Consider the following 25,642-nt stretch of genomic DNA (forward strand, 5'->3'; position numbering starts at 1 on the left):
AACTGCTCGTCGGCGTACGCGCCCTCCTCGGCGGACGCCAGCGCCTGGCGCGCGCGGTCGTAGCGGTCGATCGCCGGGGCCAGCAGCCGGTTGTCGAACGCCGGGTCCGTGGCGGGCCCGGCCGGCGGGCAGAGCAGCTGCCCCGTCGCGTCCCGCCGCAGCTCGGCCCGGAGCGCCGCCTCGGCGCCCGTGAGACCCTCCGGCGGGTCGATCCACGCGAGCAGCGCGCCCAGGTGCTGGTCCTCCAGATTCGACTGGCCCGTCGCCCAGTGCCGGTTCAGCAGATCCGTCATGGCGGGCAGCAGCGAAGAGCCCGGCACCCGGGCGCGCTCGCCGTAGTGCGTCAGCCAGCGGCCGAGCAGCGGCACCCGCGCCGGCGCCGGGTACGGGGTGTCCGGGTCGTCCTCCGCCGTGCGCCGGAACCGCATCGAACGGCCCAGCAGCCGTACGAAGTCGACCCCCGGCCTGTTCGGCACGATCAGCTGCGGCGCGTCGGCGCACAGCTCCACCTCGACCTTGACCCGCTTCCCCGTCTCCGGGTCGCTCTCGCTGCGCTCGGCCGGCTCCACGTCGTCCGCGTACGACTCCAGATACGGCAGTACGGCGTCGGCCAGCTCGGCGAGGAACGCGAACCGCAGGTCGCGGTCGCGCGGCTGGGCCACCGTCAGCAGCCGTGGCGCCGTGCGGTCCGTGCCGACGAGCGCGCCGAGCGGCGCGCCCGCCTCGCCCGCTGTGGTGAGCGGTACGAGGACCAGCGGCGCCGGGGAGATCCTGCGGTGCCGGACGGTCGTCAGCGGCCTGGCCCGGCCGCTCTCCACCGCCTCCAGCCGGGCGAGCGTACTGATCAGCGACATCAGCGGCCCGCCCGCGCCTGCTCCAGAACCTGGGCCTGTTCCAGAGCCAGGGCCTGTTCCAGGGCCTGCCCTCGCGTCGGCGCCTCGGCCTGCCTCGGCACCTGTGCCTGGGCCAGCGCCTCGGCCCGCAGCGCCGCCGCCCTGCGCAGCGCGGCCACCGTCGGATCGGCGGGGTCGCCCGCCTCCCCGTGCGCCGCCGCCAGCACGGCGCCGACCGTGGTCAGGCCGCCCAGCTCGCCCCGTACCCCACGGCCCAGGGACTCGACGGCGCCCGCCGTACGGGCCCGGTCCCGGCAGTGGAACGCCAGCTCGCAGGCGGCCAGGCACTCCGGCGCGTACGCGGCGGGCACCGACTCGACGGCGCTGGTCAGCTCCTCGCCCGAGCGCAGCTCGACGTCGAACGTCGTGCCGTCGGGGAGCGTGGCGGCGATGTCCTCGATCCGGGTCAGCCGCGCCAGCTGCCGGCGGGTCACCGCCAGTTGCTTGCGGACGTCCACGACCGAGGCCGTCGGCAGGTTGGAGAAGTCCTTGGGGCAGACCAGCAGGACCCGGTGGTCCACCGAGGCGCCCGGGGCGTGGGCGGCGACCTGCTCCAGCGCCAGCACGTACACGGCCGACTGGCGCGCGGCGGCGCCCACCTTCGCCGCGTCGGCCGAACCGTCGATCATCGGGAACGACTTGATCTCCACGACCGTCCAGCGCCCGTCGGGATGCACCACCACGGCGTCCGGCTCCAGATACGCCGGTGAGCCCGCCACTTCGAGCGCGAGCAGCGGATGGTCCAGCAACGTCCACCCGCCCGCCACGGTCGCCTCACGCAGCGCCAGCGCCGTACGGGCCGTGCGGCCCTCGGGCCCCGCGGCCGACAGGTCCGGTACGAGCGAGTCGCCCGGCACGGGGGCCGGTGACGGCACCGGGCTGCGGGTGCCGAGCCGCTCGTGCACCAGCCGCAGCAGTTCCGTACCGCCGTCGCCCTTCACCTTCGCCTCGAACGCGTTCCCGCGCATGAAGGCGAACTGCGACTGGCCGAAGGGGGCGGGTGAGCCGAGCGCGGTGGCGAGCGCCGCCTTGTCCACACCCGCGCCGTCCAGCAGGGCGCGTCTGCGGCAGCCGGGGTTCGCCGCGAGAGCGGCCAGCGCGCGTGCGTCCAGCGGGTGCGGTGCGACGGCGGGGCCGCGCAGCTCAGCGAGCCGCTGCCTGAGTGTCGTCCGGGACGCCTGCGGCGTCGCCTTCGGGACCTTCGTCGTCGGGATCGACGGCGGCTGCGCCGGAGGTACTGGTGCGGGCCCGCTGCCCGGGGAATCGCTCACCCGCCGAAGTCTCGCACCCACCGCTGACAATCGCGGTCCTGCGGGGGGCGGCTGCGGGGTGTGACAGCAGAGTCAGCACGGCATGCGTGAGGCGGGAGCTGGTGGTCGACGCCGTCTCGTCCATCCGGTCGCGCAGCCGGTCGGCCAGCGCGAGCGCGGGCTTGGTGAGCAGCGCGCCGACCGCCATCACGGCGGCGCCGGCCACGGCGTCGAGCAGGTAGTGGTTGGCCGTGCCCATCACGACCACGGCGATCAGCAGCGGGTAGGCGACGCCCAGCCACTTCATCAGCGGGGTGCGCGCGTGCCGCCACAACAGCACCCCGCACCACAGCGCCCAGCCGACGTGCAGGCTCGGCATCGCCGCGTACTGGTTGGTCATCCCGCCAAGCCCGCGCGGCGCGCTCGCCTGCGCGCCCCACCAGCCGTACGAGCTGTACTGCGCCATGGTGTCGACGAAGCCGTGTCCGGCGCTGAGCAGCCGGGGCGGACAGGTGGGCAGCAGGGTGAAGCCGACCAGCCCGAGCAGGGTGGAGAGCATCAGCCAGGTGCGCGCCGCCCGGTACACGGCGGGGCCGCGCCGGAAGACCCAGATCAGTACGGCGGGGGTCACGAGGTAGTGCAGCGACGCGTAGGCGAAGTCGGCGGGTATGCCGAGGGCCGGGGTGCTGGTGAACAGCCGGTTGAGCGGGTGCTCGGCGTTGAGGAAGAGCGTCTGCTCTATGCGCAGGATCGTCAGTCCGTGGTCGACCGCCGTCGAGACGTCACCGCGCGCCAGGAGTCTGCCGCCCGAGTAGGCGGCGTAGACGACGACTATCAGCAACAGCTCCGCCCACCAGCGAGGCCGGGGGCGCGGCCGCCTTTGCGGCTCGCTGGTGCTGTACGACATCCGGACGATCTCCATCATGTTGTAATGCAGCTTTTGGCCGACGTTCAACCGTACGGTGCCGTACGCCTGGCCTTCTCGGCGGGTGTCCTTCGGATCAACGTACGAAACATCATCACCCCAATGGTGAGGGACGCGAAGATCCGCCCGGAGGTTGCCCTGAGTTCAGGTGCGCGATGATGGACCGGCACTTGTCTGTGACACCTCCAGGGAGAGCCTCCATGGCACCGCGCATCCTGCTCGTCCGGCACGGTCAGACAGCCTGGTCGCTGTCCGGCCGGCATACCGGCAGGACGGACATCCCGCTGCTCGACGAGGGCCGCAGGGGCGCCAAGCTGCTCGGCGAACGGCTGCAGCGCGCACCGTGGTCGGGGCTCGCGGGCGCCGAGGTGCGCACCAGCCCGCTGGTGCGGGCGGCCGATACCTGTGAGCTGGCCGGGTTCGGGGACCGGGCCCAGCCGTGGGACGCGCTGCTGGAGTTCGACTACGGCGGCTACGAGGGACTGACCCCCGCGCAGATCAAGTCGGACCGCCCCGACTGGTTCATCTGGCGCGACGGCGTCCCGGACGGGGAGACCCTGGCGGACGTCTCGGCCCGCGCCGACGAGGTCGTGGAGTGGGCCAGGTCGGCCGACCGGGACGTGCTGGTCTTCGCGCACGGCCACATCCTGCGCGCGATCGGGGCGCGCTGGCTGGGGGAGGACGTGTCGTTCGCGGCGCGGATCAGGCTCGACCCGGCGTCGGTCTCGGTGCTGGGCTGGGCGTACGAAGCGCCGGCGGTCGAGGTCTGGAACGACTCGGCGCATCTGGAGGGCTGACCGGAGGTTCTACGGCAGCGGGTCCGGCGCGCGGAGGTACCGGCGGAGGTACGGGGAGGGCGTGCGGGTACGGGTCCGGCGCTCGGAGGTGCGAGGGCGGCGCACGGGTACCGGGACGGCGCTCGAAGTGCCGGGGCGGCGTGCGGGTACGGGTCCGGCGCGCGGCCTCACATCGCGCGCGGGTCCGTCACCACGTGGCGGTCCAGGAACGCGCTCACCTCGGGCAGCCGCCGCTGCGGCCGCAGCACCCGCGCCGTCGTCGCGAGCATCCGCTGGATCCGGGCCGACTGGACCTCGTCCAGCAGGTCGAGCACCTGCTGCCCGGCGGCAGCCGCCTCGTCCGGCGCTCCCGCCCGCGCCAGGTCGGTGGCCAACTCGGCGCGGTAGAGCGCGAGGTTACGGGTGAAGCGCGGGTCCTGGAGCACCGTCGCCCGGTACGCGTGCCCCGCCGCGGCGGCCCAGTCACCGAGCGTCGCGTGGCACTGCGCCTCCAGCCACTCCAGCTCCGGTTCGCCGAAGAACGACATCCACTCGGGGTCGGCGTCCGAGGGGCCCGCGGCGAACAGGTCGTGTGCCTGCCGCAGCGCCTGTTCGCAGCCCGTACGGTCGCCGAGCCCGGCCCAGCCGCTCGCCTCGCGCAGCGCGAGCAGCGACAGCAGCCGGGCCGACGACAGATGCCGCGCGGCCCGCCGGCCGGCCTGGGCCGCGCGTACCGCCTCACGGTGCCGGCCCGCGTCCTTGGCGAGGAACGCCGTGTTGCAGAACGCGTGCGCCTCAAGAGCCGGGTCGTCGGCGACCCGCGCGGTCGCCAGCGCCTCGGCGTAGTGCGAGCGCGCCTCGTCGAAGCGGCCCGAGTCGTGCGCCAGCCAGCCGACCGAGATGGCGAGTTCGCCGGCGCCCGAATGCAGCCGGTCGGTGGTGGATCTGCTGGCGGCCGCGCCCGCGTCGAGCAGCGCGTACGCGTTGCGCAGCGGCAGCGCGGCCCTGCGGTAGAGGCCGTCTGCGCCGTGCCGGTCGTCGAGCAGCCGGATCCGCCGTACCTCTTCCTCGACGGCGCGGACCTCGGCCTCGCCGACCCGCCGGGGTGCCGGCAGGGCGGCGGTGGGTACGGCGACGGCGGGCGCGGTGCCGAGACCGAAGGCGGCGGCCGCCACCGTGGCGGTGCCGCTCGTCATGAATGCGCGACGCAGCACGTCGCTCTCCTCGCTGGTATGGCTGTGGTCCGGCCTGTCCACGACGGGCCGCGCCGCCCGGCCGCGTACGGTTTCGCGTGCCGAGAAGCCCAGGTCCGCCAGGGCGAGCCCGGGGAACATATGGAGAAATACGCGCTCGTACGCGTAGTTGGGACAGCGGATCTCGCCTGCCTCCACCCGACCGATATAACGGGCGTCGCACGCGACGTGTTCACCGATCTCCCGTGCGGCCCTGCGCACGGCGGCCGCGAACTCGCCCGGCGAGCGGTTGCCCCGCAGCCGACGGAAGACGAGGTTGGGAACTGCCCGTGACGACGCCATGGCGGAGCCCTCTCTTGGTCCGGCGGGGCAAGAACGTACCTGCTGTGACGGCCCACTTACGCAGGGTTTGCCTACAAACCGGATATCTCACCCATGATCTGCCATGAAGTGCCATCCTTTGCGGCGGTGTGCCGCCGTAGCTGTTGACGTTGTTCCGCGTTGAACCATCTGGAGACGCAGAACGTGTTCTTCAGCGACGAGGAGGTTGTTTCCCTTGTTGGATGTGGAGGTCGGCATGGAAGCCAGCCCTGGCTCAGGAACGACTGTTCAGCACACGCCCAACCAGGAGTACGGCGCACCTCCCGGGGATGCGACGGAGCCCTGTGACCTCGTAACGGTTCCGGCCCGGCAGGGACTTGAGGCGGTGGACATCCTGCGCCGCGGCACCACGCCGGAGGTGGGCCCCGTCCTGCACGACGGATCCTGCGACACCCTCGGCTTTCTGGTCCCGCCCGGCACCGCAGAGGCCTGGGACGTCCCCGGCAGCGCGTGTACGAGGACCGACGGGCGCGGACTGCGGATCCCCGCCGAGGAACCGCCGGTCGTCGGGACCGGCTGGCTGCTGCCGCCGGACACGGCGGGTCCCGTCACCGACCCGGCCGTCCTGCGGAAGGCGCTCGGCGAGGCGGCCCGGATGATCGAGGCCGCCGACCGCTGCCGGTAGCAGGCAGCTGCCGACCGCTGGCGGTAGCCGGGCTGACCCGTGGCCCGATAATGGGTCCGTGGCGAAGAAGACGCGGCGTACCCGCGACACGGCCGAGTCCGTGGCCGAGACCGTCGCCGGCGGGCTCGCCGAGCTGAGGCCCGACCGGGAGCGGCCGCGCGCCTGGACGCTGCTGATCGACGGCGCTCCGCAGTCGTACGTGGACCTCGAAGACCCGGCCCATCTCTCGTTCGCCTACCAGCGCAGAATCGGTCATGCGGCCGATCTCGTCATGCCGCAGGACCGGCCCCCGCAGGTCGTGCATCTCGGGGGCGGCGCCTTCACCCTCGCCCGCTACATCGCGGCCTCCCGGCCGCGTGCCACCCAGCAGATCGTCGAATCCGACGCCGCGCTGGTCCAACTCGTACGGCGCGAGCTGCCGTTGGACCCGAACGCGCGGATACGGGTCCGGTCGGCCGACGCGCGCGCCGGACTCGCCAAGCTGCCGGACGGCTGGGCCGACCTGCTGATCGCCGACGTGTTCGACGGCGCGCGTACCCCGGCGCATCTCACCAGCGCCGAATTCCTGGCGGACGTACGGCGCGTGCTGCGCCCCGACGGCTGTTACGCGGCCAACCTCGCCGACGGTCCGCCGCTCGCCCACCTGCGCGGCCAGATCGCCACCGCGGCCACCGTCTTCCCGCATCTCGCGCTGGCCGCCGACCCGGCCGTGCTGCGCGGGCGCCGCTTCGGCAACGCCGTACTGCTCGGCTCGGCACGCGAACTGCCGGTCACCGAGCTGACCCGGCGGGTCGCGACCGATCCGCACCCGGGACGGGTCGAACACGGTCGCGCGCTGGCCGACTTCACCGGCGGCGCCGCGCCCGTCACGGACGCGAAGGCCAAGGCGTCACCGGCGCCGCCGCCGGGGACCTTCGACTGAACTGCCGCGTGTGTCACCGGTCGTCGAACTGGACCACCGGCGGATGGTCGTTCCAGGTGCAGAACACCGACACCTCGCGGCCGTTGCGGGTGAACGTCGCCCGGATCCAGGTCGGCTCCGTCCAGACCTGCATCTGCCAGCCCGCGTTCGGGGTCGCCGAGACCAACTCCGCCGAGGCGGTGCCGATGTCGAAGACGACCCGGCCGCCGTCGACCTGGTAGCTCTTCACATTGCCCGCGTCCGGCGCCGGCGCGCTCTTCGACGGTTTGCCCTGCGACCCGCTGCCCGACCCGCCGCCCGACGTGCCGTGCGACGGCGAAGGGGTGGACGGCTGCGCGGGCTTTTCCGGCGCCGAGCGGGAGGGTGACGGCGAAGGGGGCGCGGGCCGCTGGGTGGAGGCGGGCAGCGGCGGCGGCTGCGTCGCCGAGGTGGCAGCCGTGATCGGCAGGGCGCGCGGCGGGTCGTACGCCGTGCCCGCCATGACCGTGTGCACGCCCCACCAGGAGAGCGTGACCGCCGCCCCTGTGGCGAACAGCCACGCGACCGCGTGGACGAGTCCTCTGCTACGCATCGGGGCCATAGTGCCCTATGGGCTCACCCGAATGGCGTACGGTGCGGCCCATGGCAAGTGTGCTCGTCGTCGAGGACGACCAGTTCGTGCGCTCCGCCCTCATCAGGCACTTGACCGAGGCCGCGCACACCGTACGGAGTGTCGGTACGGCTCTGGAAGCGCTGCGCGAAGTGGCCCATTTCCGCTTCGACGTGGTGATCCTCGATCTCGGCCTGCCCGATCTCGACGGGTCGGAGGCGCTCAAGATGCTGCGGGGCATCACGGACGTCCCGGTGATCATCGCCACGGCGCGTGACGACGAGACGGAGATCGTCCGGCTGCTCAACGACGGCGCCGACGACTACCTCACCAAACCGTTCTCCGTCGAGCACCTGTCGGCGCGGATGGCGGCCGTGCTGCGCCGCTCACGGGCCACCCCTGACGAGGTCGCCCCCTCGCGCGTCATCCAGGTCGGCGGGCTCTCCATCGACCCGCTGCGCCGCCAGGCGGAGCTGGACGGGACCCGGCTCGACCTGACCCGGCGGGAGTTCGACCTGCTGACGTTCCTGGCCGGCCGGCCGGGGGTGGTCGTCGCCCGCAAGGAACTCCTCGCCGAGGTGTGGCAGCAGGCGTACGGCGACGACCAGACCATCGACGTCCATCTGTCCTGGCTGCGCAGGAAACTGGGCGAGACCGCCGCGCGGCCCCGCTACCTGCACACCCTGCGCGGCGTCGGCGTCAAACTGGAGCCGCCGCAATGAAGCCGAAGCCACCGCAATGAGACGGGAGCCACCGCGATGAGATGGGCCCTGGTCAAGGTCTCCCTGGCGGTGACCGTGATGGTCGTCGTCGCCTTCGCCGTTCCGCTCGGACTCGTCGTCAAGGAACTCGCCAGGGACCGGGCGTTCAGCAACGCCGAGCGGCAGGCCGCCACCATCGCCCCGACCCTCACCATCACCGACGACCGCGAACAGCTGGAGCGGGCCGTCTACTCCACCTCCGCCGGGTCGGACCGGAAGATGGCCGTGCACATCCCCGCGTCCCGGGCGGCCGGCAGCCGGCCGCTGGAGCTGGGTACGCGCCGGGCGGCCGAGAAGGACGTACGGACCGTGCAGCGGCTCGGCCGCGCCTCCATCACCGACGTACCCGGCGGGTCCGTGCTGCTCCAGCCGACCGGGCTCGGCAGCGGTGTGATCGCCGTCGTCGAGGTGTACGTCCCGGAGAGGGACGTCTCCAACGGGGTCACCACCGCCTGGCTGGTCCTCGCGGGGGTCGGCGCCGCCCTCGTCGTCGGGTCGGTCGCGGTGGCCGACCGGCTCGGCGTACGGATGGTCGAGCCCGCCCAGCGGCTCGCGGGCGCCGCGCACGCGCTGGGGGAGGGGAAACTCGGCGCGCGCGTCCCCGAGGAGGGGCCGCCCGAACTGCGCTCCGCCGCCGTCGCGTTCAACTCCATGGCCGACCAGGTCGTCCAACTCCTCGCCAACGAACGGGAGCTGGCCGCCGACCTCTCGCACCGGCTGCGCACCCCGCTCACCGTGCTGCGCCTCAACGCCGCCTCGCTCGGGGACGGTCCCGCCGCCGACCAGACCAGGGCGGCCGTCGCGCAGTTGGAGCGCGAGGTCGACACCATCATCCGTACGGCCAGGGACGCCAAGCCGCAGACGGCGGCTGCCGGATTCGGCGTCGGCTGCGACGTCTCCGAAGTGGTGCGCGACCGGATGGACTTCTGGTCGGCGCTGGCGGAGGACGAGGGCCGCAAGGTGCGGCTGGCGGGCGTCGACAAGACCGTACGTATCCCGGTGGGCCGCCCGGAGTTGGTCGCCGCGCTCGACGCACTGCTGGGCAACGTCTTCCGGCACACCCCGGAGGGCACCGCCTTCTCCGTGGACGTGCACAACGGCGACGACGCCGTGATCCTGCTGATCTCGGACGCGGGACCCGGTATCGCCGACCCGGGCGCCGCGCTGGTACGCGGCAACAGCGGCGGCGGCGAGGGCTCGACCGGACTCGGCCTGGACATCGTGCGCCGGGTGGCCGAGTCGACCGGCGGTGACGTGCGGATCGGACGGTCCGTGCTGGGCGGCACCGAGGTGCGGATCTGGATCGGCCTTGACGGCAGGCGCTCTCCCGACCGCACCCGGGGTCACCGGTTGCGCAGGCGGGGACGCGGTGCGTCAGGTCGCGCTCCGGCAGAGGTCTGAACCTTTAATCAGCCCCCATGCGTTCCTTAAGCGCACCCTAAGAACATCAACGGCCTTCCATTACGGGCACTTTGTCCGATCTGCTGGGGCTAGCGTGCTGCCCACCACCCCCCACACACCGCAACACTGAGGCAGGAACGCGATGGGCAGCAGTACGCACCGCCGCTTGGCGAAGCGCAGGACCAAGGCGATCGGAGCGGTGGTCGCGGCCGTCGTCGGCGGCGGAGCGGCCTTCGCCCTCACCGGCACGGCGCAGGCGGCGGCGGTCGGGGCCGCCTACACGAAGACCAGCTCCTGGACCGGCGGTTACACCGGCCAGTACGTCATCACGAACGACACGGGCAAGGCGAAGTCCGGCTGGGTCCTCGAATTCGACCTGCCGGCCGGCACCACCATCAGCTCGCTGTGGAACGGCGTGCGGAGCGTCGACGGCCGGCACGTCACCGTCAAGCCCGAGGACTGGAACAAGGACCTGGCGCCCGGCGCCTCAGCCACCGTCGGCTTCGTCACCGAGGCGACGGGCAACGCGACCACGGCGGCCGACCCGGCCTCGTGCCTCATCGACGGCGTCAAGTGCTCGGTCGACGACGGCGCGACGCCCCAGCCCAGCGGCCGCCCCACGGAGGAGCAGCCCGGCACGGAGCCCACCACCGGGCCGACCGAGGAGCCGACCACCGAGCCGACGAAGGACGCCGACCCCACCGACGTCCCCTCGGATCCCGCGACGTCGCAGCCCCCCACGTCCGGCAGCGGCACGGCGGCGAGCGCCGGCTTCGCACCGTACGTCGACACCTCGCTCTACCCCGCCTACAACCTCGCGGACACGGCGGCCAAGACCGGCGTCAAGCAGTTCACCCTCGCCTTCATCACGTCGGGCGGCGGCTGCGTCCCGAAGTGGGGTGGCGTCAGCGACCTCGCGAGCGACGCGGTCGCCGCGCAGATCGGCGGCCTGCGCGCCGACGGCGGTGACGTACGGGTCTCCTTCGGCGGTGCCTCGGGCACCGAACTGGCCGGTGCCTGCTCCTCGGCCGCCGACCTGGCCGCCGCCTACGGCAAGGCCGTCGACGCCTACAAGCTCACCAAGGTCGACTTCGACATCGAGGGCGCGGCCCTGCCGGACACGGCGGCCAACACCCGCCGCGCCCAGGCCGTCGCGCAGCTCCAGAAGGCCCACCCCGGCCTCGACGTCTCCTTCACCCTCCCGGTGATGCCCGAGGGGCTGACCCAGCCCGGCGTGGACCTGATCGGCAACGCCAAGCAGAACGGCGTGAAGGTCGGCCAGGTCAACATCATGGCGATGGACTACGGGGCCTCGTACAGCGGTGACATGGGCGGCTACGCCATCCAGGCGGCGACCGCGACCCAGGCCCAGATCAAGGGCGTGCTGGGCCTCTCGGACGCCGCGGCCTGGCAGGCCGTCGCCGTCACACCGATGATCGGTGTCAACGACGTCAGCACCGAGGTCTTCAAGGTCGACGACGCGACGCAGCTCGTCGACTTCGCGAAGTCCAAGGGCATCGGCTGGCTGGCGATGTGGTCGGGCACCCGCGACAAGGCCTGCCCGGGCGGGCCGAAGAACAGCGCGGACGCCTCGTGCAGCTCGATCGACCAGCAGCCGCTGGCCTTCACCAAGGCGTTCGGCGCCTACAAGTAGCCGATCGCCCCACGTAGCCATCACCCCAGGCCGACCACAGGTCGGCCAACCCCCCACGCGCGTCCCGGCCGGATCCCCACCCCCCACCCGGCCGGGGCGCGCCTCGTCATTCCTGCGGCGCCTGCGGCAGCGCGTTGCCACGGATCACGTCCGCGTACCAGTGCGCGCTCGCCTTGGGGATACGGCGCTGCGACGCGTAGTCGACGTAGACGGCGCCGAAGCGCTTCGAATAGCCGTAACCCCACTCGAAGTTGTCCATCAGCGACCAGAGGAAGTAGCCGCGCACATCGGCGCCGGCCGCCACCGCCCGCTGTACGGCGGCGAGATGGCCGTGCAGATACGCGATCCGCTCGGGGTCCTCGACGCGGCCCTCGGGCGAGACGTAGTCGTCGAACGCCGCGCCGTTCTCGGTGACCATCAGCGGCAGCCCGGGGTGGTCGTGGGTGAGGCGCAGCAGCAGGTCGTGCAGACCGCTGGGGTCGATCGCCCAGTTCATCGCCGTCCGCTTGCCCTCGGTGAGGTGGAAGGCGACGTGCTCGGAGCCCGGCCACGGCGAGTGCTGGCTGTTGCCGTGCCCGTCGTCGCGTGAATCGCCCACGCCCGTACCGGGGTTGGAGACCACCGTCGGCGTGTAGTAGTTGACGCCCAGGACGTCGATGGGGCGGGAGATGGCGGCCAGATCGCCGTCGTGCACCAGCTCCGACCAGTCGACGTACCGCGAGGTGTCGGCGATCAGGTCCTCGGGGTAGGCGCCGCCGAGGATGGGCCCGGTGAAGACGCGGTTGCCCACGGCGTCGATCCGGCGGACGGCGTCCGCATCGGCCTCGCTGTCGGTCAGCGCCCTGACCTGGTGCAGGTTGAGGGTGATCGAGGTCTGCGCCGTCGAGGGGAGCTGGGCGCGCAGCGCCTCCATCGCCCTGCCGTGCGCGAGGTTGAGGTGGTGGGCGGCGCGCAGCGCCGCCGCGGGCTCGGTGCGGCCCGGCGCGTGCACGCCGGAGCCGTACCCCAGGAACGCGGAGCACCACGGCTCGTTGAGCGTGGTCCACATGCCGACGCGGTCGCCGAGGGCGCCCGCCATGATCGACGCGTAGTCGGCGAACCGCTCGGCGGTCTGCCGGGCCGGCCAGCCGCCCGCGCTCTCCAACTCCTGCGGCAGGTCCCAGTGGTAGAGGGTGGCGACGGGCGCGATGCCCGCTTCGAGCAGCTCGTCGACGAGGCTGCGGTAGAAGTCCAGGCCGCGTTCGACGGCGGGGCCGCGGCCGGTCGGCTGCACCCGCGACCAGGAGATGGAGAAGCGGTAGGCCTTCAGGCCCAGCTCCTTCATCAGCCGGACGTCGTCGCGGAACCGGTGGTAGTGGTCGGCCGCGATGTCGCCGGTGTCGCCGTTGCGTACCTTGCCGGGCGTACGGCTGAAGGTGTCCCAGATCGAAGGCGTGCGGCCGTCCTCGGCGGCGGCGCCCTCGACCTGATAGGCGGCGGTGGCCGCTCCCCAGACGAAGCCCGTCGGGAAGTCCGTCGCGGCGGCCGCTGCTTGCAGGGTGGTCTCGGTTCGTACGGCGGTCATTGTGAGAGCGCTCCCAAGGTGGGCGTACAGGGGCAGGGCGTAAGCGTAAGGGGCCCGGGTTTCCGGGCCCCTCGGACGATCAGGGACGACAGGACGTCATCCCTTGACCGCGCCCGACATGATGCCTCCGACGATCTGCTTGCCGAAGAGCACGAACACCAGGAGCAGCGGAAGAGTGCTGATCAGGGCGCCCGCCATGACGATGGACTGGTCGGGGGTGTACGAGGCGCTCAGCTGGCCGAGGGCCACCTGGAGCGTCGGATTCTGCTGGTTGAGTGCGAGATAGGGCCAGAAGAAGTCATTCCACGCCTGCACGAACGTAAGCATTCCGAGCACCATCATCGCGGGCCGGGCCACCGGCAGGACGATGCTGCGCACGATCCGGAAGTTGTTCGCGCCGTCCACCTTCGCCGCCTCGATCAGCTCGTACGGCAGCGCTTCGATCAGGTACTGCCGCATGAAGAACACACCGAAGGCGCTCACCAGGGTCGGGAAGATCACCGACTCCAGATCACCGCCCCAGCCGATCTTCGACATCAGCATGAAGAGCGGGACGACACTGAGCTGCGGCGGGATCGTCAGCGTCGCGATGACGGACGTCATCAGCCAACCTCGGCCCCGGAAGCGCATCTTGGCGAACGCGTAACCGGCGAGGGTGCAGAAGAACAGTGTCGCCGCCGTGATGCAGCCCGACACGATCACGCTGTTGACGATGGCCTTGCCGAGGTGCGCCTGGGTCCAGGCGGCGTCCAGGTTGTGGAAGAGGTGCGAGCCGGGCAGGAACGGCGGTGTGGTGGCGAGGACTTCGTCCTGCGTGTGGGACGCGGCCACCAGCGTCCAGTACAGCGGCAGGATCGAGCCGATGCCGACGACGATCAGCGCGATGTAGGCGAAGGGGCCGCCGTGCAACTGCCGTCCCGCGCCGGGCTTGAACCGGCCGGGACGGCGCGCGGCCGCGGTGTCGGCCCGTGCCGGCGGGGCGAGTTGCCGTGCGGTGGTGGGGCTGGTCAGGGTCATGGGGTATCGCTCCCGGTCGGGCGGGTCAGGCCGCGGACTTGCGCACGAAGCGGCTGAAGAGCCAGTTGATCGCCGCGATGATCAGCAGCAGGGCGAGCATCGCCCAGGCCACCGCTGCGGCCGGACCGAGATGTCCCAGATTCCAGCCGTAGTTGTAGAGGTAAATGCTCAGCGTCTCGTACTGGTTCTCGTTGCCGCCGGTCTGGCCGAGCGTGCCGCCTTCGAGCAGCAGGGGCTCACCGAACAACTGCATGGAGCCGATGGTCGAGATGACGATGGTGAAGAGGATCGTCGGCCGCAGCGAGGGGATCGTCACCTTGCGGAACTGCTGCCAGCGCGAGGCGCCGTCGAGGGAGGCCGCCTCGTAGAGATCGGTCGGCACCGCCTGCATGGCCGCCAGATAGATCAGTGTGTTGTAGCCCGTCCAGCGCCAGATCACGATGACCGAGATGGCGATCTTCGAAGTCCAGTGGCCGTTGGTCCAGTTGGTGTGCCCGAGGCCGATGAAATGCAGCAGCCAGTTCAGCAGACCGCCGTCGGCCCGGAAGACCAGGGCGAAGACGAGCGCCGCCGATGCCACCGAGGTGGCGTACGGGGTGAGGATCAGCGTCCGGAAGAACGTGCTGGCCCGCAGCTTGTAGTTGAGCAGATGCGCCAGACCGAGCGCGACGAGGAGCTGCGGGACGGTCGAAATGACCCCGATCAGGAAGGTGTTGGAGACGGCCGTCCAGAACTCGGAGTCATGCAGGATCTTGCCGAAGTTCTCCCAGCCGACCCACTCCATCTGGTCGAGACCGGTCATCTCCACCCGGTGCAGGGCGATCCAGCCGGTGTAGATCAGCGGGAAGAGCCCGAAGGCGGCGAAGACGAGGAAGAACGGGGCGATGTACGCGTACGGCGAGGCCTTGTCGTCGAACCGCCACAGCCGGCTGCGCCACGCCAGGCGTTCGGTGGACACGGGCTTCGGGGGGCCGGGCGGCGGGGTGGCGGCGTCCCGGGCCGGGATCGTGGTTGCCACGGGTGGGAGTCCTTCCCTGGGGCGGGGGGTGGGCGGTACGGCGGGACCGGTGCGGGCGGCGGGGGGCCGCCCGCACCGGCGAGGATCGAACGGTCAGCCGGTGCGGGGGCTGAGTGGCAGCCGGCGCGGAGGCTGATGGTCAGCCGGTGCGCGGGGCCGAGGGTCAGCCGATGCGCGGGCCGAGGGTCAGCCGATGGCCTTGTCGATCGTCTTCGTGGCCGCGTCCCAGGCGTCGTCCGGGCTGGTGCCGCGCTGCTCCATGTTGTTGATCTGGGTGGAGATGGTGTCCTTGATCACGCCGTCCTTCTGGCCGAGCACGGCCTCCGGGATGGCCTTGGCCTCGTCGGCGTAGATCTTGCCGATCGGCGCGTCGTTGAAGTACGGAAGCTTGGCGTTCTGCACCTCGGGCAGGTCGTACGCGCCCTTGTTGGACGGGAACACCCCGATGGCCTTGAACACGGCGGCCTGCTGCTCGGGCGCCGTCAGCCACTTGACCAGCTCGCCGGCCTCCTTCACGTGCTTGCCGCCCTTCGGCACGGACAGGAACGAACCGCCCCAGTTGGCAGCGGTCGAGCCGGGCGCGCGGGTGATGTCCCACTTGCCCTTGTAGGCGTTGCCCGAGTTGGTGGAGATCTGACCCGCCATCCAGGCGGGGCAGGCGACGGTGGCGACCGAGCCCTTGCGCAGCGCCGCCACCCACGGGTCGCTGAACTGCGCGAGTCCCTGGGTCAGCTTCTTCGCGGCGGCCTCGCCGGCCAGGCTCCAGCCCTGCTTGACGCTGGGGCTGTCCTTGTAGATCGGCTTGCCGTCCTTGTCGTAGTACTGCTCGGTGTTCGAGCTGACCACGGCGTTGTACATGGCGCTCGCCGAGTCCATGAAGTACGTGCCGGCCGGGGCCTTCGCCTTGTACTGCTCGCCGAGCTTGAGGTAGTCCTCCCAGCCGCCGGCGATCTTCTGCGCCACGGCCTCGCGGTCGGTCGGCAGGCCCGCCTTCTTGAACAGGTCGGGGCGGTAGCAGAGCGACATCGGACCGATGTCGGTACCGGCACCGATCACGGCGCCGTCGGACGTCGTCGCCTGCTTCTCCTTCCAGGAGACCCAGTCGTCGACGTTGATGACCTTGCTGAGGTCGGCGAACTGGTCACCCTTGGTGTCCACGACCTCCTTGATCCGGCCGACCTCGATGCCCTGGACATCGGCGAGACCGCTGCCGGAATTCAACTCCTGGAGCAGCTTGGGGTAGTAGACCTTCTCGTCGGCCGTGACGTCTTCCTTGACGGTGATGTCCGGGTGGAGCTGGTGGTACTTGGCGAACAGCCCCGCCTCCTTGTAGCCGAACTGACCGAAGTCGGCGACGGTCAGCGTGATCGGCCCGCTCGCGTCCGACCCCTTGGCCGAGTCGGAGCTGTCCGAGTCGCTGCTACAGCCGGTCAGCAGCAGGGCCGATGCCGTCAGCACCGTGGTGGCGACGGCCGCCGCTCTGCGGCTGTGCCCGCCGGTGGTACGGGTGATGCGCATGCGCATTCGCTTGCTCCTTGTTCCAGGTGGGACGGACGTTCCGGGCGGGGCCGGTGCGCACCACGCCGGGCCGATGAGGAAATCCGGCATACGCTACGGCTGTGGGAGCGCTCCCAAATCGCGCTGCCGGAAGGTTGCTTCCTCGGAGGGGCGGGTGTCAAGAGTCGAAGGCGGTTATGTTTCCCGAACGTGTCCTGAGCATCACGCGGCCCTGCTTCGGAGCCCGCGTTGGGATAGCGCTCTCCCGGCGCTCTCCCGGCCCTCGTTCACAAGTCGAACGGAGCGGTCGCCGGGGACGGCCTCGCGTCAGCGGCGTACGGCGGGTGGCGCGGTCGGCAGCGCGCCGCGCAGCGCGGACTCCACCGGCGTTGTCCAGCCCAGCAGTTGCTCGTCGGCGGCCGGGCGGGCGACGCACTGCAACCCGAGCGGCAGCCCGTTCGGCGCGTGCCCGGCGGGCACGGTCAGCGACGGCATCCCCGCGTTGCTCCAGGGCAGGCACATGATCGAACTGCCGGTGGAACCGAGCCCGAGCGGGGCGGGACCCGTCGCCGCCGGGGTGATCCACAGATCGATCCCGGCGTCGTCCATGGCGGCGAGTGTCCGCGCCCGGAAGCCGTCCCGCTCGCGCAGGGCACGCGCGTGAGCGGCGTCGTCGACCGCCTGCCCCTCGCGGATCGCCGCCGCGGTCTCGGGCCGGTACAGCTCCTCGTACCGGGCGAACCAGTCGGCGTGCACCCGCGCGGTCTCGTAGCGGTTGAGCACGAACAACTGCCGCTCGGTCGCGGCGAAGTCCGCCATCACCGGCACCTCGCGCACCGTGAACCCGGCGTCGCGCAGCACCCGCGTCTGCGCCTCGAAAGCGGCGAGCGCCACCGGCTCGGCCCGCTCCAGGTACGGTCCCGTCGGTACGCCCAGTACGGCACGACGCGTAGCGCCCGCACCCCCGCCGCCCGTATCCGGCCGCCATCCGTCGCACAGCACCCCGGCCGCCGGCAAGAGTCCGGCCACCTCACGGGCGAAGATCCCGACGGTGTCCAGACTGGGCGCGTTGGCGATCACCCCGGCCACCGGGATCCGCCCGTACGTCGGCTTGAACCCGACGATCCCGCAGTACGCGGCGGGCCGGATCATCGACCCGACCGTCTGCGTACCGATCGCGAGCGGCACCATCCCGGCCGCGACGGCCGCGGCGGAGCCACTGCTCGAACCACCGGGCGTGTGCGCGGGGTCGTACGGGTTACGGGTGGGCCCCGGCGCGAGCACGGCGAACTCCGCCGTCACGGTCTTCCCCGCCACCACGGCCCCCGCCGCCCGCAACCGGTCCACCACCACCGCCTGCGCCCCGTCCAGCACCCGCGCGGGCACCGCGGACCCGGCCCGCGTGGGCAACCCGTCGACCCGCACGACGTCCTTGACCCCAACGGCAACCCCGAACAAAGCGGGCCGCCCAACACCGCTCGGCCACCGCGCCTCGACCTCGCCGGCCTCCCTCCGCAGCCGCGCCCGCCGCCCGAGTTCGGGAACGAAGGCGTCGATGGCCGGATCCAGCTGCTCGATGAGATCGGCGGTGTCCATGAAAGATCAGCCTATGACAAAGGGCCGATCCGCTTCCACGGATCGGCCCTTCGCCCTTCATGGTGAGCGAAGGCGAATGCCGCAGTGTCAGGTCGTGTAATCCAGCTCTGTCAACGCCCTCTGCCGCACGGTTTTGGCGAACGCGTCCGTGCTGATCTGCTCAAGGAAGTGGATGAGGGTCTGGCGGGTCTCGGCCAACTGCTCGGAGAGGGCTGCGTCGATGATGTCACCCGGCAGGATGACCTGCCGGAACTCCGGTTTCTCGATTGCGGACGCGACCAGTTGCTCCGCCAGCCATAGAGGTGTGCGCTCCCGGATGGCGAACGTCAGATGGATGCTCCGCTCATCCGACTCCAGGGCGTGCGGGTTGTGGACCCAGCCGCGCGGCAAGAGCAGCGATTGCCCCGGCTTCAGATCGACCTCCATGTCCGGGCCGGTGGACTGCCACTTGTCCAGGTAGTCGTTCTGCCAAACGCGAAAGGATTCCTGGTATTCGCGCATAGGGGAGTGATATTCCGGTCGCCAGAGCTGCCATCGCTTGACGCCGGAGATCTGGACGATCACCGCCATCTGCTGGTCCCAGTGGTGGAGAAGACCCTGAGTGCCGGGCGGTGTGAGAAAGGCGTGGGCGTAGTTGGAACAGCCCGTCTCCCGCTGGATTTCTTGAGCGAGACCGGCCATGAAAGGGATGACGCGCTGGAGGTTGCCGAGGCGGACGGTGTACCCGTCCTCGTGAAGCTTGCGGAGTTTGGCCGGGTCGGTACGGCCACCTGTCATGAAGCAGCCTGGGTGCAGCGCCGGTGCCGCTTTCATGACAGCGACCTCGGCGGCGGGCACACAGCCCGTATCGATGTAGCTGCCGAGCACGTCGGGGGTGACCGTACGGTCGAGTTGCGTGGTGCCACGCTCGTACACACGGGGTTCGTCGGGCCAGGTGGTCAGGAGGTCGGTTACACCGTCCTCGGGAAGGAGAAGTCTGAGCGACATGTGGTCCTCTCCGTACTCGGGCCGGTCAGGTGGGCGGCAGCGGGCACGAGATGTGCGGGTGGTGATGATTGGGGCAGGCCACGACCGAGAAGGACACGAGGCTCGACGACTTGGTGTAGTGCACCCAACAGACGTCGACACCGCGGTGGAGACTGTCCGTCGCGTAGGCGATCTTGTCTTCGAGAGCGATGTACGCCAGTCCGCCGTCGTCACGTTCGAAGGGCGGATTCACCTCGTACGTGGCCTGCAGCCAGCCGATCGCGTCACCATCTGTCGTCCAGGTCCGGTCGGCCGCTGTCTGATCTCGGCGCATCAGCCAGTGGCCCGTCATCAACGGCGGAAGCACCGAGGCCAGGAACATCCTGGTCTGCTCGCTGTTCGCCTCCAGCCCCGGACGACGCAACGGCTCCTGGCCGTAGGCGTTTCTGCTACCGGTCCAGGGACCGTACCCATGCCAGTGGCCTGACCAGGTCATCTGTGTCCTCTTGGATGGGGGCGGGTCACCGTCAGAGCGTCAGTCCGCGCTGCTTGGCATAGCCGAGGACGAAGTCGTCAAGCTCGGCCGTGGTGAACCGCAGTTCCTTGTCCGCGCCCTCGGGCTTGCTGTCCCGCAGGGCGAATGCCTCCACCGGGCCGGGGATGGCGACGAAGGCGACACAGGTCTCGTTGGAGCCGCCGAGATTGCCTCCGCAGTGATTGGTGAAGGCAACGTCCTCGGGGAGCGGCAGGGAGTAGAGATCGGTCATGAAACGGTCCTCCGGGTCCTGTGGTGACATGGCAGGGGCTCGCAACAGCCGCAGAGATGCGAAGTGTTCGGGGTCATCCGCGCGCGGAGTGAAGTCGGCGGCGGCGTCCGATGCGGAGTGCTCGGGTGCGTCCATACAACGGGACGGTAGGAGTCTGATTGCGGGAAGTCCGGCCGATTGCGCCGGATTGCGTACGACTCCGGTGGATTGTTGTTGTTTGCTTACGTGGCAAGCGAGGTCCGCGCTCGCCCGATCAGCTTGTGAGCATTCGAGCCGTACACCGCAGCCTCCGAGAGCCAGTCCCAAGCACGGGCGTACAGCTCCACGCTGTCCTGATCCTCCAGCCACATTTCCGTGCCGATCGTCTCGACGATGACCAGACGCTGGTCGTAGATCCAGAAGCCGTGTGCCGGGGTGCGTCGCAACTGGGCGCCGAAAGGTACGATCCCGAGTTCGACGGTGTCCAGACCGATGATGCTCAGCAGGCGGTCCAGCTGAGAGGCCATGACAGTGGGCGGGCAGACAAGCATGTGCAGCGCGCCTTCCCAGACGAGGAACCGGAAGCGCCGGCCGGGCTCGTAGAGCGCCTCTTGCCGCTGGATCCGGCCGCGGACCGCGTCTTCGGTGTCTCGGGGAGTCTGCCGGAACTCCGAGTTGATCTTGAAGAGATGCCGGGCGTACTCGGCTGTCTGGAACAGCCCGGGGATGCGGGCCACTTCCAGGCCACGGATGGTCCGCGTGCCTGCCGTCTCCGCGATTGCGAGTTCCTGGCGGGTGTGATGGCCGTGGGAGAGCTGTCGGCGCCATGACCGGTACTGCGTCTCCAAGGCCTTGAGACGTGCGGCCAGTTCAGCGGCGACATCAAGTCTGTGTACGGCCTCGGACCACGCCGTGAGATCAGCGACAGACGGGGTCTGCTTCCCGTTCTCCAGGCGTGACACCTTGGACCGTTGCCAGCCCAGCCGTTCGGCCAAGTCCTTGCCGTTCAGGCCCGCCTCGACGCGCAGCTCTCGCAGCCGCGCACCGAGGGCGACCCTGCCGGTCTGGAAGTCCGTGCTCACGCAGGGGAACGTACCCGCCTGGTGAACTCTTCGGTGCGTACAGCGTGGTGCCAGGCCGCATCCCTGGCCTGGCATGCGGCCAGCACTTCGGCTTGTGCGTCGATCAGCTCGACGCCGAGTGTTCTGTCGTCGTCGTCGAAGACGAACTTCATCAGAAGCCTGGAGTCGAAGAGCCAGAAATCGTGCTCCGGCAGGTCAAGGCGCCGGGCATCTGCCCGGGAAATGTTCCGGATGTCCTCGCCTGCGGCCACATTGCCCACTCCGCTCGCGAGGAGGAACAGCTGTCCCTCGGTCGGCGGGTCGTCGACGACCCGTACCCGCTCGAACCGCTTACCCCGCCCGACCTGGGTGGCGACATTCTCCCGCCACGCGTTGGGCGGATCGTTGGTGATGTCCTCTCCAGCGACGAAGCGCCGCCACTTCGGGCTCTCACGGTCAGAGGCATAGCCGCCGCGTGTCTCCAGGCGCCACGCGGTGTACTGGAATTCGCGGAAGAGATGGGCCGCTTCGGAAAAGGGCGTCAGCTCCGGCACGTCACTCCTTCGGCGAGAAGCGCGTGAGCAGCTCGCGCGGGACGCGCACGAACGTCTCCGAGGGCTTCACATCCCGCAGCTGCGCGAGATGTTCGGGGTCTGTCTCCCGCTCGCCCTGCACGAGGATGTCGCCTGTCTCGACGACTTCGTACAGGGTCGGGCAGTCGCCGTCATCGCTGGTGGTGCCGATGAACCTGAGCGTCATGGTGGGCTCCGTTCTCGCGGGGCGGAGTATCAGGATGCCGTCACCACAGCTGTGACGGTGGGTAGTTGCGCGGGATTGCCACGAGGACGTGGTCAGCACATCGTTGCGCGCAATGGCATCAGACCGCCGCCCCTTGCCGACCCGTGCGAAAATCCGGGATGTCGTCGTTCGAGGGCGCGGACCTGTCAGGCGAGGCGGTAGTCGGCGTGCGGTACGGCACGATCCCAGACCGCCTCGAACGCGGACGCACACAGTTCGACCGCTGCCGGATCGACGCTGACTTCCTCGTCGTCTGGCGGTAGTTCGCCACTGCCGTCGAAGTGCAGGAACACCACCAGTTGGCCGTCGAACAGCCAGAAATCGTTTCCAGGGAGCGCAAGCTTTGAGGCGCGTCTGCGCGGCAGCCAACGCACCTGTTCACCCGCCGCGATGTTGCCCGCGGTGAGGTGATGCTCGAACCGGATGTAGTCGGAGACCGGCTCGGACACGATCCGCGCGCGACGCACGTCCACCCCACGGCCCGCCGTCTCCCGGACCAGGTCCAGCCATGGCCGCGCCTGCGGATCCTCGTGCGCCGGATCGGCCCGTACACCGCTCTGCCAGGCGATGAAGCGTGGGTCGGACCGCATGTAGCCGTCCCGCATTTCCAGGTGAAGCGCGGAGCGGTGACAGGCACGCAGGCGGTCAGCGAGTGTCGGGATCGGCACGGGTCACCTCGGGAGAGAAGGGCGTCATGCGCTTTTGGCCCTCGACGGTCTCATGGCCGGAGCGCGGCCCGCTGTCGTCCGTGCAGACCGCCCAGACGAGCTTGCCGACTCCCGTGCGGGCGCTCACCCCCCATTGCCCGTCGGTGAGTGCGTCCACCAGTGTCAGGCCGCGTCCGGAGTCGTCGTCGGCGGACGGTTCGCGGCGTTCCGGCTTGGTGTCCCCGGCGTCGTGCACTTCGATCCGTACCCCGTGCGGCAGGCGCTCGTAGCGCGTCTCGATCAGGCGTCCCGGAACACGCGCGTGCTGCACGCTGTTGGTCATCAGCTCGGAGAGGACGAGCTGGGCCGGGTCGGTGAGGTCGGCAAGGTCCCACGCCTGTAGGCACTGGAGCAGCAGATGGCGTGCCTTGCCGACCGAACGCTCGCTGCTCGGCCAGCGTTTCACCACGAGCGAGGGGCGGTCTTCGGCAAGGGGTGCCTGGACGGTGGTGGTTTCGGTCATGAGCGGAGTCCTCTGCGCTGTGCTCCAGAGGTTGAATCCCTCGAAGCAGGAACTGCCGTCACGGCTCTCGCGGCAGAAGTCACAGGCGTCGAGGTGGTCGAGCCACCGTCGGCGGGGGGCGTCCTCGGTTTCGAAGAGCACGCGGCCCTCCGCGTCCACGACGACGGTCTTGGTGCCGGTGGGGATCGCCGTCACGGTCGTACCCCCGTCAGGCGCGCCATGGAGCCGAGGAGTTCGGTGAGCTGGCCGAGGAGCCGCTCGCCCTCGCGGCGCGACAGAACGAGCGGAATCCGCGCCTGCAACCGGTCCACGCTGAAGAGCGAAATCGGTATGCGCACCTCGCCCGTGACGCGGTCGGTGGTCGGTAATGCGAGGCGCTCAGGCGATGCGTGCCAGCTGGCGGCGGACATAGGAAGCCCCCTACGGTTGGTGACTGAGCGGTCACCGTAAGGGGCTGCTGGGTGGGCATCAGGGACAGAGTGTCCCCCTGTCCCGGACTGTCCCCTAGCCGGCTGCCACCCCCACCGCTTCCCCGAGCCGCGCGGCCTCGGCGCGCATCGCGCGTGGCGCGTGCCGCCACAGGTCGGCGGCAGCCGTGCGGGCCGCCGGGGTGAAGGCGAGAGTCTCGATGCTGATCTTCGCGGCGAGCTGCATCACGTGCAACGCCGCTGTCCGGTCCCCGCGTTGCAGGTGTCCGCGCGCCACCTCCACCCACAGGCGGGCACGGCGTTCCGCCGACGGCATGGTGTCCGGGTCGATGTCGTCGGCGAGCGAGAGCGCTCGCTGGGAGCGCTGCAGGTCGGTCGCCACGCTGACGGCGTGGAAGTCGACGTTGGCCCTTCCGAACACGGTCGACGGGTGAACGTATGCGGCGGGCAGGGACTTGGCGACCTGGTCGCCCCGGTCCCACGCAGCCCACGCCTCGCCGTCGCGGCCTTCGCGCGCGTACGTCACCGCGGCGTGGAGTTGCAGCGCCCCGTACACGCCGCGCCAGTCGTCCGGCGCCCCGTCCAGATGCGGGCGGATCAGCTCGGCGGCCTCGGCAACCACCCGCAACGCTTCTTCGGGGTACGAGGTTTCCCGCAGGATGTTGCCCATGTTCCATGCCGCGGCAGCGATGGCCGACGGGCTGTCCGCCTGCTGAGCCGCCGTCAGAGCACGGTCAGCGACCACCCATGCCAGCTCGGCCGGTGCGACGTAGGCCGTGGCTTGACCGGTGAGCCGGTAGACATCGGACAGAGCGACGTGTGCGGCCCGCCGGGCAGCCTCGTCGTGGGTGCGGGTCGCCCTCTCGGCATCCCGGATCAGGTCGGGCAGGAGCGCGCCGACCTCGGTGCGCTGGTGTCCTGAGGTATGCCACAGGCGCCACGTCTGGTCGACGCGGGCCTGAAGCGCGGCCACGTCCACGGGCACACCCGGAGCCGGAGACATCGTCCGATTCATGACCGCCGCCCAGATCCCCGGCATCCCGGGATGGGACAGCCGGCCGAGGGGTACGGACTGCGCGACCTCGGGCACGCCACCGGTGATGACGGAAAGGTCGGACACCTGGAGTGCAGCTGCGAGTGCCATGAGGAGACTGTGCGACCTCAACTCGCGCTCGCCGCTCTCGATCTTCTTGAGCCAGTCCGGGCCACGGCCGCACATCCCTGCCAGAACCGGGCGGGACATGCCCCGCGACTCGCGTAGGCGGCGGATCCGTTCACCGGTGCTGAGGTCGTCGGGGAGGTCCATGTGTGCCCCTTCGTCTGCCGATGGCGTACCGGCCAGAGTACGACCGGGAGGGGTTGGCGTGCAGCAGAGCGCCGAAGCCCGGCGCCGAGCCTGCGCAGGGTACGACAAAGGCCGGACCCGTTCTCACAGGTCCGGCCTCGATCAATCAGGGTGAGTAACGGGACTCGAACCCGCGACATCCTGGACCACAACCAGGTGCTCTACCAGCTGAGCTATACCCACCACGACCGGCTTCGTGCTGCCCTACCGGCCGAGAAAAAGTGTACAGGGTCCCCGAGGGTGCTCGCGCCCGGATTGATGCGGGTCAGGCGCGGGCCTCGGTGGCCTGCGGGGGCGGCTCCGCGGGGGTGGGCCGGGGCGGTCTACTCGGCGGGCAGGACGTACTTCGCCGCGATCTGCTTCGCCGTGTCGGAGTCCGGGCCCGGCTGCGGTACGAAGACCGCCTCGCGGTAGTAGCGCAGCTCGGCGATGGACTCGCGGATGTCGGCCAGGGCGCGGTGGTTGCCGTTCTTGTCCGGGCTGTTGAAGTACGCCCGGGGGTACCAGCGGCGGGCCAGCTCCTTGACCGAGGAGACGTCCACGATGCGGTAGTGGAGGTAGCCCTCCAGCGACTGCATGTCGCGGGCGAGGAAGCCGCGGTCGGTGGAGACCGAGTTGCCGCACAGCGGCGCCTTGCCCGGCTCCTTCACGTGCTCGCGCACGTACGCCAGGACCTGCTCCTCGGCGGCCGCCAGCGTGGTACCCGCCGCCAGCTCGTCGAGGAGGCCCGAGGTGGTGTGCATCTTGCGCACCACCTCGGGCATCGTCTCCAGCGCGGCGTCCGGCGGGCGGATCACGATGTCCACCCCGTCCCCGAGCACGTTCAGCTCCGAGTCGGTGACCAGGGCCGCCACCTCGATGAGTGCGTCCTGCGCCAGCGAGAGCCCGGTCATCTCGCAGTCGATCCACACCATTCGATCGTTCATGCGCCTTACCCTACGGTGCGCTGCGCTGACCTGGCAGACTCGGTCGGCCCAGACCTGTCGCGTACGTGTCGGAACCGGGTTTGTCGGACTCCGCGACGGCCGAGGTGGCCGCCACCGGACCCGAGGCGCTGGCCGCCGCC

The 25,642-nt window shown here is 70.5% G+C and carries 26 protein-coding genes, 1 tRNA gene and 1 pseudogene; 6 read left to right on the forward strand and 22 right to left on the reverse strand.

Translation table 11 applies throughout. From position 1 onward, the window contains the following. The 3 genes and pseudogenes from HY68_RS16210 to HY68_RS16220 form a co-directional block, all read right to left on the reverse strand. Positions 1 to 854 (reverse strand): annotated as a pseudogene (locus HY68_RS16210) (hypothetical protein); the annotation flags it as partial. Next, a complete protein-coding gene (locus tag HY68_RS16215) occupies positions 854 to 2,107 on the reverse strand; it encodes a hypothetical protein (protein ID WP_241778772.1) in 1,254 nt (417 codons plus the stop codon). The pseudogene HY68_RS16210 and the gene HY68_RS16215, both read right to left, overlap by 1 nt. After that, a complete protein-coding gene (locus HY68_RS16220) occupies positions 2,037 to 3,050 on the reverse strand; it encodes a phosphatase PAP2 family protein (RefSeq protein WP_063779711.1) in 1,014 nt (337 codons plus the stop codon). The genes HY68_RS16215 and HY68_RS16220 overlap by 71 nt, the downstream gene beginning before the upstream one ends. A gap of 218 nt (positions 3,051 to 3,268) precedes the next feature. Between HY68_RS16220 and HY68_RS16225 the strand changes: the two genes are divergently transcribed. Then, positions 3,269 to 3,865, forward strand: a complete 597-nt coding sequence (locus HY68_RS16225) for a histidine phosphatase family protein (RefSeq protein WP_041989371.1) — start codon at positions 3,269 to 3,271, stop codon at positions 3,863 to 3,865. Between the two features lie 167 nt (positions 3,866 to 4,032). Here the strand turns inward: HY68_RS16225 and HY68_RS16230 are convergent, their stop codons facing one another. Continuing rightward, positions 4,033 to 5,379 (reverse strand): hypothetical protein, encoded by a 1,347-nt coding sequence (locus tag HY68_RS16230; RefSeq protein ID WP_041989375.1) that lies wholly within the window; start codon positions 5,377 to 5,379, stop codon positions 4,033 to 4,035. A 235-nt stretch (positions 5,380 to 5,614) separates the two neighbouring features. Between HY68_RS16230 and HY68_RS16235 the strand changes: the two genes are divergently transcribed. Together HY68_RS16235 and HY68_RS16240 are read left to right on the forward strand one after the other, a co-directional pair. Beyond that, the gene (locus HY68_RS16235) at positions 5,615 to 6,043 is read left to right on the forward strand and encodes a hypothetical protein (protein ID WP_041996229.1); all 429 of its coding nucleotides are present in this window, start codon (positions 5,615 to 5,617) and stop codon (positions 6,041 to 6,043) included. 58 nt (positions 6,044 to 6,101) lie between these two features. After that, the gene (locus tag HY68_RS16240) at positions 6,102 to 6,965 is read left to right on the forward strand and encodes a fused MFS/spermidine synthase (protein ID WP_041989378.1); all 864 of its coding nucleotides are present in this window, start codon (positions 6,102 to 6,104) and stop codon (positions 6,963 to 6,965) included. Between the two features lie 13 nt (positions 6,966 to 6,978). Here the strand turns inward: HY68_RS16240 and HY68_RS16245 are convergent, their stop codons facing one another. Further along, positions 6,979 to 7,545: a hypothetical protein gene (locus HY68_RS16245; RefSeq protein ID WP_041989382.1), complete on the reverse strand. Its 567-nt coding sequence runs from the start codon at positions 7,543 to 7,545 to the stop codon at positions 6,979 to 6,981. Positions 7,546 to 7,586: 41 nt separating this feature from the next. Here HY68_RS16245 and HY68_RS16250 point away from each other — a divergent pair, with 41 nt between their 5' ends. The 3 genes from HY68_RS16250 to HY68_RS16260 all read left to right on the forward strand — a co-directional run bounded on the left by HY68_RS16250 (position 7,587) and on the right by HY68_RS16260 (position 11,370). Then, positions 7,587 to 8,276 carry a response regulator transcription factor gene (locus HY68_RS16250; RefSeq protein WP_041996232.1) on the forward strand — a complete coding sequence of 230 codons (690 nt, stop codon included), beginning with the start codon at positions 7,587 to 7,589 and terminating at the stop codon, positions 8,274 to 8,276. 36 nt (positions 8,277 to 8,312) lie between these two features. After that, entirely contained in the window at positions 8,313 to 9,716 is a 1,404-nt protein-coding gene (locus HY68_RS16255; RefSeq protein ID WP_041989386.1) for a HAMP domain-containing sensor histidine kinase, read from the forward strand. 142 nt (positions 9,717 to 9,858) lie between these two features. Then, entirely contained in the window at positions 9,859 to 11,370 is a 1,512-nt protein-coding gene (locus HY68_RS16260) for a cellulose binding domain-containing protein (RefSeq protein ID WP_041989389.1), read from the forward strand. Between the two features lie 106 nt (positions 11,371 to 11,476). Here HY68_RS16260 and HY68_RS16265 read toward each other — a convergent pair whose 3' ends face one another. The 17 genes from HY68_RS16265 to orn form a co-directional block, all read right to left on the reverse strand. Beyond that, complete coding sequence (locus HY68_RS16265; RefSeq protein ID WP_041989392.1) at positions 11,477 to 12,934, reverse strand: GH1 family beta-glucosidase; 1,458 nt, start codon at positions 12,932 to 12,934, stop codon at positions 11,477 to 11,479. A 96-nt stretch (positions 12,935 to 13,030) separates the two neighbouring features. Then, positions 13,031 to 13,951, reverse strand: a complete 921-nt coding sequence (locus HY68_RS16270; protein ID WP_041989395.1) for a carbohydrate ABC transporter permease — start codon at positions 13,949 to 13,951, stop codon at positions 13,031 to 13,033. A 25-nt stretch (positions 13,952 to 13,976) separates the two neighbouring features. Continuing rightward, the gene (locus tag HY68_RS16275) at positions 13,977 to 14,969 is read right to left on the reverse strand and encodes a sugar ABC transporter permease (protein ID WP_041989397.1); all 993 of its coding nucleotides are present in this window, start codon (positions 14,967 to 14,969) and stop codon (positions 13,977 to 13,979) included. Positions 14,970 to 15,155: 186 nt separating this feature from the next. Continuing rightward, positions 15,156 to 16,487: an extracellular solute-binding protein gene (locus HY68_RS16280; RefSeq protein WP_041996235.1), complete on the reverse strand. Its 1,332-nt coding sequence runs from the start codon at positions 16,485 to 16,487 to the stop codon at positions 15,156 to 15,158. Positions 16,488 to 16,793: 306 nt separating this feature from the next. Beyond that, on the reverse strand, positions 16,794 to 18,062 hold the full coding sequence (locus HY68_RS16285) for an amidase (protein WP_063779650.1): 1,269 nt from the start codon (positions 18,060 to 18,062) through the stop codon (positions 16,794 to 16,796). A gap of 87 nt (positions 18,063 to 18,149) precedes the next feature. Then, entirely contained in the window at positions 18,150 to 19,049 is a 900-nt protein-coding gene (locus HY68_RS16290; RefSeq protein WP_198533279.1) for a cupin domain-containing protein, read from the reverse strand. A 25-nt stretch (positions 19,050 to 19,074) separates the two neighbouring features. Next, positions 19,075 to 19,524 (reverse strand): hypothetical protein, encoded by a 450-nt coding sequence (locus HY68_RS16295; RefSeq protein WP_041989400.1) that lies wholly within the window; start codon positions 19,522 to 19,524, stop codon positions 19,075 to 19,077. Positions 19,525 to 19,555: 31 nt separating this feature from the next. Next, the gene (locus HY68_RS46210; protein WP_347560470.1) at positions 19,556 to 19,930 is read right to left on the reverse strand and encodes a DUF397 domain-containing protein; all 375 of its coding nucleotides are present in this window, start codon (positions 19,928 to 19,930) and stop codon (positions 19,556 to 19,558) included. 86 nt (positions 19,931 to 20,016) lie between these two features. Then, positions 20,017 to 20,856 carry a helix-turn-helix transcriptional regulator gene (locus HY68_RS16305; protein ID WP_041989404.1) on the reverse strand — a complete coding sequence of 280 codons (840 nt, stop codon included), beginning with the start codon at positions 20,854 to 20,856 and terminating at the stop codon, positions 20,017 to 20,019. Beyond that, positions 20,853 to 21,389, reverse strand: coding sequence for a DUF6879 family protein (locus HY68_RS16310; RefSeq protein WP_041989406.1), 537 nt, complete (start codon positions 21,387 to 21,389; stop codon positions 20,853 to 20,855). Before HY68_RS16310 ends, HY68_RS16305 begins: the two co-directional genes overlap by 4 nt. 1 nt (position 21,390) lies before the next feature. After that, complete coding sequence (locus HY68_RS16315; protein WP_041989409.1) at positions 21,391 to 21,594, reverse strand: hypothetical protein; 204 nt, start codon at positions 21,592 to 21,594, stop codon at positions 21,391 to 21,393. Between the two features lie 185 nt (positions 21,595 to 21,779). Further along, a complete protein-coding gene (locus HY68_RS16320; RefSeq protein WP_041996243.1) occupies positions 21,780 to 22,295 on the reverse strand; it encodes a DUF6879 family protein in 516 nt (171 codons plus the stop codon). Further along, positions 22,279 to 22,998 carry an ATP-binding protein gene (locus HY68_RS40095; RefSeq protein WP_241778593.1) on the reverse strand — a complete coding sequence of 240 codons (720 nt, stop codon included), beginning with the start codon at positions 22,996 to 22,998 and terminating at the stop codon, positions 22,279 to 22,281. Before HY68_RS40095 ends, HY68_RS16320 begins: the two co-directional genes overlap by 17 nt. After that, on the reverse strand, positions 22,995 to 23,213 hold the full coding sequence (locus HY68_RS16330; RefSeq protein ID WP_041989412.1) for a hypothetical protein: 219 nt from the start codon (positions 23,211 to 23,213) through the stop codon (positions 22,995 to 22,997). The genes HY68_RS40095 and HY68_RS16330 overlap by 4 nt, the downstream gene beginning before the upstream one ends. Before the next feature lie 94 nt (positions 23,214 to 23,307). After that, positions 23,308 to 24,537 (reverse strand): helix-turn-helix domain-containing protein, encoded by a 1,230-nt coding sequence (locus tag HY68_RS16335; RefSeq protein WP_041989415.1) that lies wholly within the window; start codon positions 24,535 to 24,537, stop codon positions 23,308 to 23,310. Between the two features lie 149 nt (positions 24,538 to 24,686). Continuing rightward, positions 24,687 to 24,759, reverse strand: a tRNA-His gene (locus HY68_RS16340). 140 nt (positions 24,760 to 24,899) lie between these two features. Then, positions 24,900 to 25,502 carry an oligoribonuclease gene (orn, locus tag HY68_RS16345; protein ID WP_041989418.1) on the reverse strand — a complete coding sequence of 201 codons (603 nt, stop codon included), beginning with the start codon at positions 25,500 to 25,502 and terminating at the stop codon, positions 24,900 to 24,902. Positions 25,503 to 25,642: the final 140 nt, after the last annotated feature.

Origin of the sequence: Streptomyces sp. AcH 505, assembly GCF_000818175.1 — a bacterium.
In the GTDB taxonomy this organism is placed as follows: domain Bacteria; phylum Actinomycetota; class Actinomycetes; order Streptomycetales; family Streptomycetaceae; genus Streptomyces.

What these genes read in the sequence shown, in the direction of transcription:
- HY68_RS16220 (WP_063779711.1), bottom strand. Translation starts at nt 3,050, where the DNA reads ATGTCGTACAGCACCAGCGAGCCGCAAAGGCGGCCGCGCCCCCGGCCT.
- HY68_RS16225 (WP_041989371.1), top strand. Translation starts at nt 3,269, where the DNA reads ATGGCACCGCGCATCCTGCTCGTCCGGCACGGTCAGACAGCCTGGTCG.
- HY68_RS16230 (WP_041989375.1), bottom strand. Translation starts at nt 5,379, where the DNA reads ATGGCGTCGTCACGGGCAGTTCCCAACCTCGTCTTCCGTCGGCTGCGG.
- HY68_RS16235 (WP_041996229.1), top strand. Translation starts at nt 5,615, where the DNA reads ATGGAAGCCAGCCCTGGCTCAGGAACGACTGTTCAGCACACGCCCAAC.
- HY68_RS16245 (WP_041989382.1), bottom strand. Translation starts at nt 7,545, where the DNA reads ATGGCCCCGATGCGTAGCAGAGGACTCGTCCACGCGGTCGCGTGGCTG.
- HY68_RS16250 (WP_041996232.1), top strand. Translation starts at nt 7,587, where the DNA reads ATGGCAAGTGTGCTCGTCGTCGAGGACGACCAGTTCGTGCGCTCCGCC.
- HY68_RS16255 (WP_041989386.1), top strand. Translation starts at nt 8,313, where the DNA reads ATGAGATGGGCCCTGGTCAAGGTCTCCCTGGCGGTGACCGTGATGGTC.
- HY68_RS16260 (WP_041989389.1), top strand. Translation starts at nt 9,859, where the DNA reads ATGGGCAGCAGTACGCACCGCCGCTTGGCGAAGCGCAGGACCAAGGCG.
- HY68_RS16265 (WP_041989392.1), bottom strand. Translation starts at nt 12,934, where the DNA reads ATGACCGCCGTACGAACCGAGACCACCCTGCAAGCAGCGGCCGCCGCG.
- HY68_RS16270 (WP_041989395.1), bottom strand. Translation starts at nt 13,951, where the DNA reads ATGACCCTGACCAGCCCCACCACCGCACGGCAACTCGCCCCGCCGGCA.
- HY68_RS16280 (WP_041996235.1), bottom strand. Translation starts at nt 16,487, where the DNA reads ATGCGCATCACCCGTACCACCGGCGGGCACAGCCGCAGAGCGGCGGCC.
- HY68_RS16285 (WP_063779650.1), bottom strand. Translation starts at nt 18,062, where the DNA reads ATGGACACCGCCGATCTCATCGAGCAGCTGGATCCGGCCATCGACGCC.
- HY68_RS16290 (WP_198533279.1), bottom strand. Translation starts at nt 19,049, where the DNA reads ATGTCGCTCAGACTTCTCCTTCCCGAGGACGGTGTAACCGACCTCCTG.
- HY68_RS16295 (WP_041989400.1), bottom strand. Translation starts at nt 19,524, where the DNA reads ATGACCTGGTCAGGCCACTGGCATGGGTACGGTCCCTGGACCGGTAGC.
- HY68_RS46210 (WP_347560470.1), bottom strand. Translation starts at nt 19,930, where the DNA reads ATGGACGCACCCGAGCACTCCGCATCGGACGCCGCCGCCGACTTCACT.
- HY68_RS16315 (WP_041989409.1), bottom strand. Translation starts at nt 21,594, where the DNA reads ATGACGCTCAGGTTCATCGGCACCACCAGCGATGACGGCGACTGCCCG.
- HY68_RS16330 (WP_041989412.1), bottom strand. Translation starts at nt 23,213, where the DNA reads ATGTCCGCCGCCAGCTGGCACGCATCGCCTGAGCGCCTCGCATTACCG.
- HY68_RS16335 (WP_041989415.1), bottom strand. Translation starts at nt 24,537, where the DNA reads ATGGACCTCCCCGACGACCTCAGCACCGGTGAACGGATCCGCCGCCTA.
- orn (WP_041989418.1), bottom strand. Translation starts at nt 25,502, where the DNA reads ATGAACGATCGAATGGTGTGGATCGACTGCGAGATGACCGGGCTCTCG.